This window comes from Lysobacter enzymogenes (genome assembly GCF_017355525.1).
Taxonomy (GTDB): domain Bacteria; phylum Pseudomonadota; class Gammaproteobacteria; order Xanthomonadales; family Xanthomonadaceae; genus Lysobacter; species Lysobacter enzymogenes_C.
Map to the genome: position 1 here is coordinate 577,448 of NZ_CP067395.1, position 15,486 is coordinate 592,933.

Below are 15,486 nucleotides of genomic sequence, written 5' to 3' on the forward strand. Positions count from 1 at the left end.
GCTATGAAGCAGGGACTGGAATTCGTTTACCGCGAACTGGCCGCCGGCCGGCTGTCGCAACCCGAAGCGCTGAGCCGGATCCGCGCCTTGCAGCGCGCCGGCCAGGAGCCCGACGACGCCACGCTGCTGGCCGCGCCGCAGTGGCGGCTCGCAGAGCTGACGCCGGCGCCGGCTTCAGCGGCGGATACGCAATGGCTGGTGTTGCTGTACGGCATCGAAGCGGCGACCGCGCAGGCCTTGGCGCCGGCGCTGGCGCCGGCCGAGGTGCGCGCGCTCGCGCGGCCGGCGCAGGCCGCGCCGGGCGAGGCCTACGCGCAGTTGGCGCTGGAGGTGTTCGCCGCGGTGCGCGAAGCGCTGCGTTCGAAACCGCAGACGCCGGTGCGGATACAACTGGCGGTCGCCGGCCAGGACGGCGACGAGTGGGCGGCCGGGCTGGCCGGCCTGTTCGAAACCGCGCAGTTGGAAAATCCGCAGGTCAGCGGCCAGGTCGTGTTCGTGCCGGCCGATGCCTGCGTCGAATCGCTGACGCCGCTGCTGCGCGGCGAGCGCAAGCGCCCGCGCGACCTGCTGGTGCGCCATGACGCGCGCGGCCGCTGGCTGCGCGGCTGGAGCGTGCTGGAACCGGCCGCGCAGGCCGCGCGCGAGCCGTTCAAGGAAGACGGCGTCTATCTGATCACCGGCGGGCTCGGCGGGCTGGGCCGTTTGTTCGCCCAGGACATCCTCGGCCGCACCACGCGCGCCAAGGTGGTCCTCGCCGGCCGCCGCGAAGCCGACGAGGCCGCGCGCGGACAACTGCGCGCGCTGCACGCAGGCGACGACGGCCGGCTGGCCTATCGCGCCTTCGACGTCGCCGACGCGGAACAGGTCGAACGCGCGGTCGCGGACATCGTCGCCGAACACGGGCGCCTCGACGGCATCGTCCACAGCGCCGGCGTGCTGCGCGACGACTTCATCATCAAGAAGGAAGCGCAGGCGTTCGCCGAAGTGCTGGCGGCCAAGGTCGCCGGCAGCGTCAACCTCGACCGCGCCAGCCGCGCGCTGGACCTGGATTTCCTGCTGCTGTTCTCGTCCATCGCGTCGTGGGCGGGCAATCTGGGGCAGGCCGATTACGCCGCCGCCAACGGTTTCATGGAACGCTTCGCCGAGCACCGCAACGCGCAGGTCGCCGCCGGCGAGCGGCGCGGGCGCACCCTGGCGATCGCCTGGCCGCACTGGCGCGACGGCGGCATGCACGTCGACGCCGGCAGCATGGCCGCGCTGGAACGCCGCACCGGCCTGCGCTCGATGCACACCGCCGCGGGCATGCAGGCGCTGTACCTCGCCCTGGCCGGCGACAGCGCGCACGTGCTGGCGCTGCACGGCGATGCAGCGGCGATCCGGCGCGCGCTCGACGGCGACACGGCGGCCGCGCCGGCGCCGGTCGCGAATGCCGCGCCGGCCGCGGCCGCCGCCGCGCCCGTCGAGGACTTGCCCGCGCGCGTGCGCGAGTTCCTGCGCGGCGAGTTCGCCGCGGTGCTGAAGCTGCCGGCCGAGCGCATCGAAGCGCGCGCGCCGCTGGAGAAGTACGGCATCGACTCGATCCTGGCGATGAGCCTGACCGACCGGCTCGAAGCCAGCTTCGGCGCGCTGCCCAAGACCCTGTTCTTCGAATACCTCAGCATCGAGGAACTCGCGCAGTACTTCCTGCGTTCGCATGCGGCGGCGCTGGCGGGACTGTTCGCCGAATCCGCGGCCGCGCCCGTGGCCGCCGCAGCGCAGGTCCCGAGCGCCGCGCCGATACAAGCCGTTCCGCAGCCCGCATCGTCGCGTCGCCGTCAGCGTTTCGCCGCGCCCGCGACCGCATCCGCGCCGGCAGCGGCCGCCAACGAACCCATCGCCATCGTCGGCCTCAGCGGCCGCTATCCCGAAGCGCGCGATCTGCACGCGTACTGGACCAACCTGCGCGAAGGCCGCGACTGCATCGTCGAAGTGCCGGCCTCGCGCTGGAACTGGCGCGAGCACTACAGCGACGACCGCACCCGCGAAGGCGCCCACTACAGCAAGTGGGGCGGCTTCATCGAAGGCGTGGACGAGTTCGATCCGCGCTTCTTCAACATCTCCCCGCGCGAGGCGCGCAGCATCGATCCGCAGGAGCGGCTGTTCCTGCAGCACGCGTGGATGGCGATCGAAGACGCCGGCTACACCCGCGCCAGCCTGCAGATTCCGCACGACGGGCGCCCGGACGGGCAGGTCGGCGTCTACGCCGGGGTGATGTACGGCGAGTACAACCTGTCGGGAAGTCTGGCCAGCATCGCCAACCGCGTGTCGTACGTGCTGAACCTGCACGGGCCCAGCCTGACCCTGGACACGATGTGTTCCTCGTCGCTGACCGCGCTGCATCTGGCCTGCCAGGACCTGCGTTCGGGCCGCACCAGCCTGGCCCTGGCCGGCGGCGTCAACGTCAGCATCCATCCGAACAAGTACGCCATGCTCAGCGGCGGACAGTTCATTTCCGGCGACGGCCATTGCCAGAGCTTCGGCGAAGGCGGCGACGGCTACATCCCGGGCGAGGGCGTCGGCGTGGCCGTGCTCAAGCGCCTGGCCGACGCGCAGCGCGACGGCAACCACATCTACGCGGTGATCCGCGGCAGCGCGCTCAACCACGGCGGCAAGACCAACGGCTACACCGTGCCGAATCCGCAGGCGCAGGCCGACGCGATCCGGCAGGCGCTCAGCGAGGCCGGCATCGACCCGCGCGACGTCAGCTACATCGAGGCGCACGGCACCGGCACCAAGCTCGGCGACCCGATCGAGATCGCCGCGCTGACCAAGGCCTTCCACGACGGATTGCCGGCGCCGCAGCGCGCCACCGGCTACTGCCGGATCGGTTCGGCCAAGTCCAACATCGGCCATTGCGAATCTGCCGCCGGCATCGCCGGGGTCAGCAAGGTGCTGTTGCAGATGAAGCACGGCGCGATCGCGCCGTCGCTGCACTCGGCCCGGCTCAATCCGCACATCGATTTCGCCGCCACGCCGTTCGTGGTCAACCAGCGCCTGAGCCCGTGGCAGGCGCCGTCGCGCGACGGCCGCACGCTGCCGCGCATCGCCGGGGTGTCGTCGTTCGGCGCCGGCGGTTCCAACGCGCATGTGGTGATCGAGGAATACGCCGCGCCGGCGCGGCCGCCGCGAGCGGCCGCCGCGATGCTGGTGCCGCTGTCGGCGCGCACCGCCGAACAACTGGCCCAGCGCGTGGCCGATCTGCTGGCCTGGATCGAACGCGGCGAGCGCTTCGAGCCGGCCGATCTGGCGTTCACCCTGCAGGTCGGCCGCGAGTCGATGGAAGAACGCGTGGCGTTCGTCGCCGAGACGCCGGAACGGCTGTGCGATCAGCTGCGTGCGGTGCTGAGCGGGGGCTCGTTGCCCGCCGGCGCGCATCGCGGCCAGGTCAAGCCGCATCGCGATCTGTTGGACGTGGATTGCGGGACGATCGACGCCTGGTTGAGCCAGGCGCGGCTGGAAGAACTGGCGCAGGCCTGGGTGAAGGGCGCCGCGCCGCAATGGCGGCAGCTGTACCCGGCCGCCGCGATGCCGCGGCTGATGAGCCTGCCGACGTATCCGTTCGCGCGCGAACGCTACTGGGTCGCCCCGCTGGCGTCGCAGCCCGCGGCTGCGACCGCGGCCGCGACGCTGCATCCGTTGGTGCACGCCAACACCTCGGGTCTGGACGGGCTCGGCTACGCTTCCGCGTTCGGCGGCGACGAAGCCTTCCTGGGCGGCGCGCCGGCCGAGCTGCCGCCGTTGCTGGCGCTGGAAATGGTCCGTTTCGCCGCGGCCAACGCGCGTGCGGCGTCTGCGGGCGTGTGGGAGATCAGCGGGCTGGCGTGGGACGAGCCGATGTCCGTCGGCGAGGGACGCGGCCTGCGGGTGGCGGTGTATCCAGTCGCGGAAGACGCGGTCGATATCGAAATCCGCGCCGACGACGATTCCGGCGGTGCGGTGCATGCGCAGGCGCACGCGGCCTGGGTCGGCGACGATGCCCTCGCGTCGCTGGATGCGGCGCAGTTGCGCAGCAACCTGCAGCGCATCGACGGCGCCTTGCCGGCCGGCATCGCCGAAGCGTTCGCCGGGCAGGGCGAATGGCTGCTGCGCTGGTCGCCGTCGGCGCCGCCGGCGGCTGCGGTCGCTTTGCCGCCCGGGTTGCTGGCGGCGCTGTCGGCGTGGTTGCGCGACGCGTTCGGGGCCGTGCAGTTCGAAACGCTGGCGCGGGCGCGCGTGCTGCGCGCTTGCGGCGGCGAAGCCTGGATCCAGATCCGGCGGGCCGCGGCCGATAGCGTCGATATCGAGGTGTGCGATACGCAAGGCGCGGTCTGCGCGCAGTTGCATGGACTGCGCTATCGGACGCTGGCGGCTGCGGCGGCGCCGGTCGCGTCGTTGCCAGCGGCCGCAATCGTGCCCGTGCCCGTGCCCGCGCCTGCGCCCGCGCCGGCAACGGTCGCGCCGCGGGAAATCGATCTTGGCCTCGCGCCTTCGCGCGAAGCATCCGCCGCGCCGGCGATGCCGCCCGCGCGCGGCAAGCCCACCGGCATCGTTCTGGCCGCCAGCGTCGAGGTGCCGCGCGCGCCCGCGGCGGCCAAGGGCAAAGTCGTGTTGAGCCATGCCGCGGTCGCCGATGCCGGCGCGCCCGTCGCCGCCGGCGACGTGCGTCTGTTCGATCTGGGCGAGGGCGTGCTGCGCTTGGAATGGTCCGGTCGCGATCTGGCCGCGCAAGCCGGCGCGCTCGCGCATGCGTTGCGCCGCGCCGCTCAGGAGCCGTCGCTCAAGGCGCTGGTGTTGTCCGGCGCCTCGGCGCAGGCTTGGCGCGGCGACCGCGCCGCCTGCAATGCGGCCGTCGCGCAGAACCTGTTCGCGGCGCTCGCGGCATTCCCGTATCCGGTCGTCGCGGCGTTGCCGACGCAAGCGACCGGCGCCGGCTGGCTGCTCGGCGCGGTCTGCGATTTCATGCTGCTGGCCGGGCAAGGCCGTTACGGTTTCACCGACGCCGAACGCGGCCTGCTGCCGGACGCGCACGAAGACGCGCTGGTGCGCGAGCGCCTCGGCGAACGGTTGGCCGACGATTTCCTCTACGCCGGCCGCGAATTCAGCGGCGCCGAGTTGCGCCGCCGCGGCTGGTCGTGCCGCATCGTCGACGCGGCGCAAGTCGCGAGCGACGCCGAAGCGCTGGCGATGGAACTGGCGCGCAAGCCGCAGTTGGCGCTGCGTCTGCTCAAGGCGCATCTGGCCGAGCGGACGATCGGCCTGGCGGAAGCGCTGGCCGAAGTCGCGCCGCCGGCCGCCCAGCTCCCGCGCGAGGCCGGTCTGGTCGAACTCGATCCGGACGCGGCCGGCGGCGCGGACGTTTTGGCGCAGACGCTGGCCGACGCGATCGAACGCGCGGGCGCCGGGCACAGCGCCCTGGTCGTATCGATTGCGGCGCGCGCCTCTTGGTCGGCGGTCGCGACCGGGACCGCGCAGTCGCTCGCGCAGGCGCTGTCGGCCAGCTGCGTGCCGCTGATCGCCGCCTTCGAAGGCCCGGCCGACGGCGTGGACGCGTTGCTGGGGCTGTGCTGCGACGCGGCCGTCTACCGCGACGACGCGGCTTACGGCGTAGCCGGGCTGACCCTGGATCCCGAACTGGACCGTCAGGCCGCAGTCCTGGCCGAACTGCGCTTCGGCCCGGCGCTCGCGCGCGACCTGTGCCTGAGCGCGCAGGCGCGCAGCGGCGCCGAGCTGCAAGCGCGTTGCGCGACGCTGATCGCCGCAGCGCACGGCGAGACCCTGGCCGCGGCGCAGGCGCTGGCCGGCGCATGGAGCCGCTGGCCGCAGGCGCAGCTGAGCGATTGGGCGCAGGCGCGCCGCGCGCGCGTGCGCGCTGCGCTCGAGGCCGCGCCGCGCTGGTCCACCGAACAGACCGAAGCCTCGTCCGCAGCGCCGGCTGCGCCGACGCCGATCGCGCTGCGCTCCGCCGTCGTCACCGCGACCGCACACCCCGACGGCGTGGTGCTGATCGAGCTGCACGACCGCGATGCCAAGAACATGTTCTCGCCGGCGCTGGTCGACGGCCTCAAGCAAGCCTTCGACTACGTCGCCGCGACGCCGTCCTGCAAGGCGGTGGTGCTGAGCGGCTACGACAACTACTTCGCCACCGGCGGTACCCGCGACACCTTGCTGGCGATCCAGCAAGGCCAGGCGCGCTTCACCGACGAAACCGTGTTCCAGTCGCCGATGGACTGCCCGCTGCCGGTGATCGCGGCCTTGCAGGGCCACGCCGTCGGCGGCGGCTGGTCGTTCGGCATGTTCGCCGACCTCGCGCTGTTCGCCGAGGAAAGCCGCTATCTGAGCCCGTACATGGGCTACGGCTTCACCCCGGGCGCGGGCTCGACCCTGATGTTCCCGCGCCAGCTCGGCCACGACCTTGCGCGCGAATCGCTGCTGACCGCGCAGGAACTGTCCGGCCGCGCGCTGCGCGAACGCGCGCTGGCCTGGCCGGTGTTGCCGCGCCGCGAGCTCGTCGCCGCGGCCCTGGCCCAGGCCAGCGCGATCGCGCGCCAGCCGCGCGGCCGCCTGCAGGCGCTCAAGCGGGTGTGGACGCAGGCGCCGCAGGCCGCGCGCGAGGCGATGTACCGCCGCGAAGTGGCGATGCACGAACGCACCTTCGTCGGCGATGCCGAGACCTTGCAACGCATCCAGAGCCAGTTCGCCGCGCCGCAGGAAGCCGCGCCGGCACCGGCCGCAGCGGCGCCGGCCGGCGACGCGCTGGTGTTGGAGCAAATCCGCCAGATGCTCGCGCAGGAGCTGTTCCTGCAAGCGGAGGAAATCGACGACGACGCCCAGTTCATCGACCTGGGCCTGGATTCGATCACCGGCGTGACCTGGATCCGCCGGATCAACGCGCGCTACGGCATCGAGATCGAAGCGACCAAGGTCTACAGCCTACCGACGCTGACCCGGTTGGGGCGGCACATCGCCGAAGTGGCCGGGCAGGGCGCGCAAGCCGCGCCGGCCGCGGCTGCGCCGGCCGTAGCCGCGGCCGCGCCCGTAGCGGTTGCGGCCGCGACTTCTTCCGCGTCCGACGACGGCGCTGGCCTGGCCGAAGTCGCCGCGGTCCTGCGCGACCTGCTCGCGCGCGAACTGCATCTGCAAGCGCAGGAGATCGACGACGCCACCCAGTTCATCGACCTCGGCCTGGATTCGATCACCGGCGTCACTTGGGTGCGCAAGATCAACGAGCGCTACCGGCTCGACGTCGAGGCGACCAAGGTCTACAGCCATCCGACCCTGACGGCGATGGCGCGGCTGGTGCGCGAGGAAGCCGTGCGCGCGGGCAGTCTGGCGGCGCCGACTGCGCCGGCGCCCGCGCTGTCGGCAGTCGCGGCTGCGCAGCAAGCGGCTGCGTCGGACGCCGCACCCGTGCCCGTGCGCGAACGCGCGAAGCTGGTGTCGTGGCGCCATCGCGCAGCGGCCCCGATGCGCGCTTCGACGTCCGCATCCGCGTCGGCGACCGCTGCGCCGGCGCCGGCATCCGCGCAAGCGTTCGAACCCATCGCCGTGATCGGCATGGCCGGCCGTTTCCCCAAGGCGCCGGATCTGGAAACCTTCTGGCAGAACCTGGTCGAAGGCCGCGACTGCATCGACGAGGTGCCCGAGTCGCGCTGGCGTCTGCGCGACTACTATCAGGCCGGCGCACCCGCGCCGGGCCGCACCAACTGCCGCTGGCTCGGCGCGATGGAAGACGCGGACCGTTTCGATCCGCTGTTCTTCAACATCTCGCCGACCGAAGCCGAGTGCATGGACCCGCAGCAGCGCGTGTTCCTGCAGACCAGCTGGCATTGCCTGGAAAACGCCGGCTACGACCCGCAGGCGCTGTCGGGCAAGCAATGCGGCGTGTTCGTCGGCTGCGGCCCCAGCGATTACCTGCAGGCGGCCGGCGAGCGCCGGCTCAGCGCGCAGGGCTTCACCGGCGCGGCGACCTCGATCCTGGCCGCGCGCATCGCCTATTTCCTCAACCTGCGCGGCCCGTGCGTGTCGATCGACACCGCCTGTTCGTCGTCGCTGGTCGCCATCGCCAACGCCTGCGACAGCCTCAACGCCGGCCACAGCGATCTGGCCCTGGCCGGCGGCGTGTACGTGATGGCCGGACCGTCCATGCACGTGATGACCGCGCAGGCCGGCATGCTCTCGGCCGACGGGCGCTGCCACACCTTCGATCAAGACGCCAACGGCTTCGTCCCCGGCGAAGCGGTCGGCGTGCTGATGCTCAAGCGCCTGCGCGACGCCGAACGCGACGGCGACCGCATCGATGCGGTGATCCAGGGCTGGGGCGTCAACCAGGACGGCAAGACCAACGGCATCACCGCGCCGAACGAAGACGCGCAGAGCGAGCTGCTGCGCTCGGTGTACCGCCGCTTCGGCATCGACCCGGCCGGCATCGGCCTGGTCGAAGCGCACGGCACCGGCACCAAGCTCGGCGATCCGATCGAGATCGCCGGGCTCAAGGCCGCGTTCGCGCCGTTCACCCAAGCCGAGAGTTTCTGCGCGCTGGGTTCGGTCAAGAGCAACATCGGCCATTGCCTGACCGGCGCCGGCGCCGCCGGCGTGATCAAGCTGGCGCTGGCGCTGCGGCACCGGCAGCGGCCGCCGACGATCCACTTCCGCAAGCGCAACGAGCACATCCAGCTCGACGGCAGCCCGTTCTACGTCAACGACCGGCTCGGCGAGTGGCCGGCGCCGGCCGGCGGCGAGCGCCGCGGCGCGATCAGTTCCTTCGGTTTCAGCGGCACAAACGCGCATCTGGTGCTCGGCGAATACCTCGCCCCGCCGCGCGCCGAGGCGGTCGCGATGCGCGCGCCGGACGGCCGCATCGCGGTGCCGCTGTCGGCGCGCAACGAAGAACGGCTGCGCGAACAGGCGCAGCAGCTGCTGGATTTCCTGCGGCGTCATCCGCGCACCGACCTCACCGAACTCGCCTACACGCTGCAAAGCGGGCGCGAGGCGATGGGCGAACGGCTCGGATTGCTGGTCGCTTCCACCGAAGAACTGGCGGCCAGGCTCGAAGCCTTCCTGGCCGGCGACAGCGCCCAGGACGGCGTCTACGTCGGCCAGGTCAAGCGCCATCGCGAAGGCATGCGCCTGATCGGCCAAGACCCGGAAGTGCGCGCGCTGATCGTGGAGAAGTGGCTCGGCCAGCGCCGCCTCGGCAAGTTGCTGGAGCTGTGGAGCAAGGGGCTGGAGCTGGACTGGAACCTGATGTACGGCGCCGACAAGCCGCGGCGCATCGCGTTGCCGGGCTATCCGTTCGCGCGCCAGCGTTACTGGATCGAGGCCGAAGCGGCGGCGGACACGGCGCCGCAGGACGCGCCGCATCCGCTGCTGCATCGCAACGTCTCGTTGCTGAGCGGGCAGCGCTATCGCTCCGATTTCCGCGGCGACGAGTTCTTCTTCCAGCCGGATGCGGACGGCCGTCCGGTCGTGGCCACGGGCGCCTTGCTGGAAATGGCGCGCGGCGCGGTCGCGGCGGCCAGCGCCGACCAGCCGGCGGCGCCGGCGGTGGAACTGCGCGGGCTGAGCCTGGGCGCAGCGGCGACCGCGGGCGAGCTGGCGGTCGAACTGGCGGCGAACGAGCGAGGCGGGATCGACTGGCGCATCTGCGGCGCCGATCCGGCCGCGTCCGCGCATGCCGAAGGCGAAGCCTGGTTGGTCGCGCCCGAGGATGACGACCGCATCGACGTCGCCGCGTTGCGCGCGCGTTGCGCCGATCCGCGTGCGTTGAACGAAGAACAGGCTTACGCGCGTCTGGCGGACGCGGGCTGGCGGCCGGGCGCGGCCCTGCGCGGTCTGCGCCGGTTCGAACGCGGCGACGCCGAAGCGCTGGCGCAACTGGCCGTGCCGGCCTGCGCGCGCGAACGGCAGGACGGCTACGGCGTGCACCCGAGCCTGCTCGAAGCCGCGCTGCACGCCGCCGCGCTGTTCGCCGACGGCGCGCCGATGCAGCCGCTGGCGCTGGATTCGATCGCGTCGAACGGCGGCGGCGAATCCGAACTCTCGGCCTGGGTGCGTTACGCCGAAGCCGGCGCGGAAACGCCGCGGCTCGACATCGACCTGTTCGACGCCGAAGGCCGCGTCCATGCGCGCCTGCGCGGGCTGGAGCTGGCGCAGGCCGAGCAGCGCGCGGCGCTGAGCATCGCCACGCCGGTCTGGGACCGCGTGGACGATCGCGGCGCGCCGGCGCGCGTCGCCGCCAACGAACGCGTGCTGGTCGTCGGCGCCGAGCCGGCGCAGGCCGAAGCCTTGCGCAGGCATTATGCGGATGCGGCGCTGAGCTTCGTCGACTCCGGCGCTGAAGCGTCCGAGACTTTCGCTGGGTCGTTCCGCGATGCTGCGTTCGACCGCCTGCTGTGGGTCGTCAACGCGCAGGCCGCGCCGCAACTGAACGAGGAATCCATCGTCGCCGACCAGGAGCGCGGCCTGATGCGCATGCTGCGCATCGCCCGCGGCCTCGCCGCCGCCGGCCTGGAGCAGCGCCCGCTGCACTGGGACGTGGTCAGCCTCAATGCGCTGGCGCCGCGCCGCGGCGATCTCGCCGAGCCGGTCCACGCCGGCCTGCAGGGGCTGTGCGGCAGCATGGCCGAGGCGTATCCGCACTGGACCCTGCGTCTGCTCGATCTGCCGGCGCTGTCGGCCGCAGCGCTCGCCGCATTGCGCGCCTTGCCCGCGCGCCGCAGCGGCAGCTGCCTGGCCTGGCGCGACGGCGAATGGTTCGCGCAATCCTTGATCGGGGTGCGCGGACTCGACGCCGCGGCGGTGTCGCCGTACCGCTCGCAAGGCGTGTACGTGGTCGTCGGCGGCGCCGGCGGCATCGGCGAGCTGTGGACCCGCCACGTCATCGAGCAGTGCCAGGCCAATGTGATCTGGATCGGCCGCCGTCCGCTCGACGCGAGCATCCGCGCCAAGCTCGAAGCGATGCGCGCGCTCGGCAAGGCGCCCGAGTACATCCAGGCCGACGCGTCCTCGCGCGAGCAACTGCAAGCGGCGTATGAGCGGATCAAGCGCGATCACCCGGCCATCCATGGCGTGATCCACTCCGCCGTCGGCGCCTTCGACCAGAGCCTCAAGAGCGTCGGCGAAGCCGACTTCCGCGCGATCCTGTCGGTCAAGATCGACGCCAGCGTGCGCATCGCCCAGGTGTTCGCCGGCGAGGCGCTGGATTTCGCCGCGTTCTTCTCGTCCAACGCCGCGTTCGTGCGCGGCGCGGGCATGGCCGGCTACTCGGCCGGCTGCACGTTCAAGGACGCCTACGCGCAGCGCCTGGACCGGCAGTGGCCGTGCGCGGTCAAGGTCGTCAACTGGGGCTATTGGAGCGTCGGCGCCGGCGAGGCCCTGACCGACGCGATGAAGACGTACTTCCAGCAGACCGGCCACCGGCCGCTGGCGCCGGAGGAGGGCATGCGCGCGCTCGACGCGTTCCTGGCCAGCGACCTGCGCCAGGTGTCGATCGCCAAGTCGACCCGGCCGGGCGCGCAGGAATGGACGGCGCAGTACCCGCCGGCCGCCGCGGCGCAAGCCGAAGCGCTGGCCGCGTTGCGGGTTCCGGCCGCGGCCGCCGCGGCGACCGCCGCGGGCAAGGCCGGCGCGCAGATGGAGCCGCTGCTGCGGCGCTGGCTGCGCGCGATCGTCGACACCACCGCCGCGCCGGCGCCGGCGTACGCGCGCTGGCTGGCCGAGAGCCGCAAGCTGGCGGCTTCGTTCGGCCTCGAAGGCGGTGAAGACCCGGCGGAACTGCGTCGCGAGTGGGACGCGGCGATGGAGTTGTGGCTGCGCGATGCGGGCCGCAGCGAACTGTGCCGCCTGGTCGACCGCTGCATCGGCGCGCTGCCGCAGATCCTCAGCGGGCAGCGCAAGGCCACCGACGTGCTGTTCCCCGAGTCGTCGCTGACCCTGGTCGAGAACGTCTACAAGACCGACGTCACCTCGCTGGCGTACAACGGCGCCCTGCGCGACAGCCTGGTCGCCGCGGTGCGCGCGCGACTGGCCGCCGAGCCCGGCGCGCGCCTGCGCCTGCTCGAGATCGGCGCCGGCACCGGCGCGACCACGGTCGGCCTGCTGCAGGCCTTGAACGAGCATCGCGAGCACATCGCCGAGTATTGCTACACCGACATCTCGCGCGCGTTCCTGCTGCACGCGCAGGAGGTCTATGCGCCGGATGCGCCGTACCTGCGCACGCAGCTGTTCAACGCCGAGCTGCCGCTGGCCGGGCAGGGCATCGACGCCGGCGCTTACGACTTCGTGATCGCCGCGAACGTCATCCACGCCACCGGCAACATCCGCAACACCCTGCGCAACGCCAAGGCGGTGCTGCGCGCGGGCGGCGCGTTGCTGATGAACGAGATCAGCGAACACTCGCTGTGCGGCCACCTGACCTTCGGCCTGCTCGACGGCTGGTGGTTGAACGAAGACGAGGCGGTGCGCATTCCCGGTTCGCCGGGTCTGTATCCGGCGGCGTGGCAGCGGGTGCTGGAGGAAGAAGGGTTCGGCCCGGTCGCGTTCCCGTGCGCGGACGCGCACGCCGCCGGCCAGCAGATCGTGCTGGCGGTCAGCGACGGCGCGGTGCGGCAGCGGTCGCCGGTGGCGCCGGTGGCCGCGCCGGCGGCGGCCAGCATGCCGCGCGTCGCGTCGACCGCGGCGCCGCTGGCGGTCGTTGCCGCGCCGCAGGCCGACGCGGCGCCCGACCTGCGCGGCAAGACCGCGCAACTGTGCCGGCAGCTGATCGGCGCGGCGCTGAAGATCGAGCCCGCGCAGATCGATCCGGCCGAGCCGCTGGAAAGCTACGGCATCGACTCGATCGTGATCGGTCTCGTCAACCAGAAGCTGCAACAGCACTTCGACGACATCGGCGCGACCTTGCTGTACGAGCACCGCACGGTCGACGCCTTGGCCGGGCATCTGTTGCGGACCCAGGAAGCGCGGCTGCGGCAGATGTTCGGCGCGCAGCTCGCGGCCGAGCCGGCGCAGGCGCCCGCCGCATCGTTGGTGCCGGCCGCGGCGATCCAGCCGCAGGCGCAGGAAGAGGACGCGCTGCGCGAGCAGACCCTGCGCCTGTGCACGCGCCTGTTCGCCGACGCGCTCAAGCTCGACGCCGCCCAGATCGATCCGGCCGAGCCGCTGGAGCGTTACGGCATCGACTCGATCATCGTCGGCACGGTCAACCAGCAGCTGCAGCAGCGTTTCGGCGACATCGGCAGCACCGTGCTGTTCCAGTGCCGCAGCGTCGAGGCGCTGGTCCAGCATCTGCTCGACCATCAACGCGGGGCGTTGCAGCGCATGTTCCGCGTCGCCGCGCCGGCGGCCCGCGCCGTTGCGTCCGCCGCCCCCGCGCGGCGCGCGCCCCAGCGAATCGGCCTGCGTTCGCCCGCGCCCGCGCACGCCGCGCCGCGCGACGCGCGGCCGCAGCCGATCGCGGTGATCGGCCTCAGCGGCACCTATCCGCAGGCCGGCAACCTCGACGAGTTCTGGCAGAACCTCAAGTCCGGGCGCGACAGCGTCGGCGAGATCCCGGCCCGGCGCTGGTCGCTGGACGGTTTCTACGAAGCCGACGAGCAGCGCGCGGTCGAGGCCAGCAAGAGCTATTGCAAGTGGGGCGGTTTCGTCGACCAGTTCGCCCAGTTCGACAGCCTGTTCTTCGGCATCCCGCCGCGCGAGGCGCTGAACATGGACCCGCAGGAGCGCATGTTCCTGCAGGCGGCCTGGGGCGCGCTGGAAGACGCCGGCTACACCCGCGCCGCGCTGCGCGAACGCTACGGCCGCAAGGTCGGCGTGTTCGCCGGCATCACCCGCGCCGGCTACAACCTGTATCGAACCACGCACGGCCGCCAGCAGGACAAGTTCTGGCCGCGCACCTCGTTCGGTTCGGTCGCCAACCGGCTGTCGTACTTCCTCGACATCAACGGGCCGAGCCTGCCGGTCGATACCATGTGCTCGTCCTCGCTGACCGCGATCCACGAGGCCTGCGAGCACATCCACAACGGCGATTGCGAACTGGCCTTCGCCGGCGGCGTCAACCTGTACCTGCATCCGACCAGCTACGTCGACATGTCCTCGCAGCACATGCTGTCGCCGGACGGGCGCTGCAAGAGCTTCGGCGCCGGCGGCAACGGCTTCGTGCCGGGCGAGGGCGTCGGCGTGGTCCTGCTCAAGCGCCTGGACCGCGCCATCGCCGACGGCGACTGCGTGCACGGCGTGATCCTGGCGACCCACGTCAATCACGGCGGCAAGACCAACGGCTTCACCGTGCCGAACCCGACCGCGCAGGCGGAACTGGTGCGGCGCGCGCTCGACAAGGCCGGCCTGGACGCGCGCGAGGTCAGCTACATCGAAGCCCACGGCACCGGCACCGAGCTCGGCGATCCGATCGAAGTCGCCGGCCTGCAACAGGCCTTCGCCCAGGACAGCCAAGACACCGGCTACTGCCGGCTGGGTTCGGCCAAGTCCAACATCGGCCACCTGGAAGCGGCGGCCGGCATCGCCGGCCTGACCAAGGTGCTGTTGCAGCTGCGCCACGGGCAGATCGCGCCGACCCTGCATGCGGCCACGACCAACCCGCACATCGCCTTCGCCAAGACCGCGTTCGAAGTGAACCAGACCCTGGTGCCGTGGCAGCGGCCGCGGGTCGACGGACGCGAGCGGCCGCGCATCGCCGGCATTTCCTCGTTCGGCGCCGGCGGCGCCAACGCCCACGTGATCGTGCAGGAGTTCGTCGCGCCCGCGGCCGCCGCGTACGCGCACAGCGGGCCGTACCTGGTGCCGCTGTCGGCGCGCACGCCCGAGCAGTTGCAGCAGAAGGCCAGCGATCTGCTCGACTTCCTGCAAGGCCAGGGCGCGCACGCCGATCTGGCGGCGATCGCCTACAGCCTGCAGACCGGGCGCGAGGCGATGGAAGAACGCCTGGGCTGGGTCGTGGATTCGGCCGAACAACTGGCGGCCCGGCTCAGCGCCTGCGTGTACGGCGAAAGCGGCGAAGGCGCGCACCGCGGCCAGGCGCAGCGCAACAGTCCCGGCCTGGGCTTGTTCGCCCAGGACGACGAGCTGCGCGAGGCGATCGACAAGTGGATCGCGCGCGGCAAGTACGACCGCCTGCTCGAGCTGTGGGTCAAGGGCCTGGAACTGGACTGGAACCGCCTGTACGGCGCGCAGCGGCCGCGGCGCGTGGCGCTGCCGACGTATCCGTTCGCGCGCGACGAGTACTGGATCGACAGCGTCGAAGCGGCGGCGCCGGTGCGCGCGGCCGAACCGGCGGCGGGCGGCGAGGTCGCCGACATCGACCGGATCGAGCAGGTCATCGGAATGATCGACACCGCGGCGATCGACGCGCGCGAAGGCGTGGAACTGCTCAAGCGCCTGGTGTGACGCACCTGGTATAGCGCACGCGACTCCTCCCAACGAACACCCGGCGCCGCCGCCCAGCGACGGCGCCGCAAC

At 72.2% G+C, this 15,486-nt stretch carries 1 protein-coding gene; it reads left to right on the forward strand.

Translation table 11 applies throughout. From position 1 onward, the window contains the following. The first annotated feature begins 3 nt into the window (after positions 1–3). A complete protein-coding gene (locus JHW38_RS02600; protein WP_207524479.1) occupies positions 4–15,414 on the forward strand; it encodes an SDR family NAD(P)-dependent oxidoreductase in 15,411 nt (5,136 codons plus the stop codon). Positions 15,415–15,486 lie beyond the last annotated feature (72 nt).

Coding starts and splice junctions, on each gene's coding strand:
- JHW38_RS02600 (WP_207524479.1), top strand. CDS start 4: ATGAAGCAGGGACTGGAATTCGTTTACCGCGAACTGGCCGCCGGCCGG.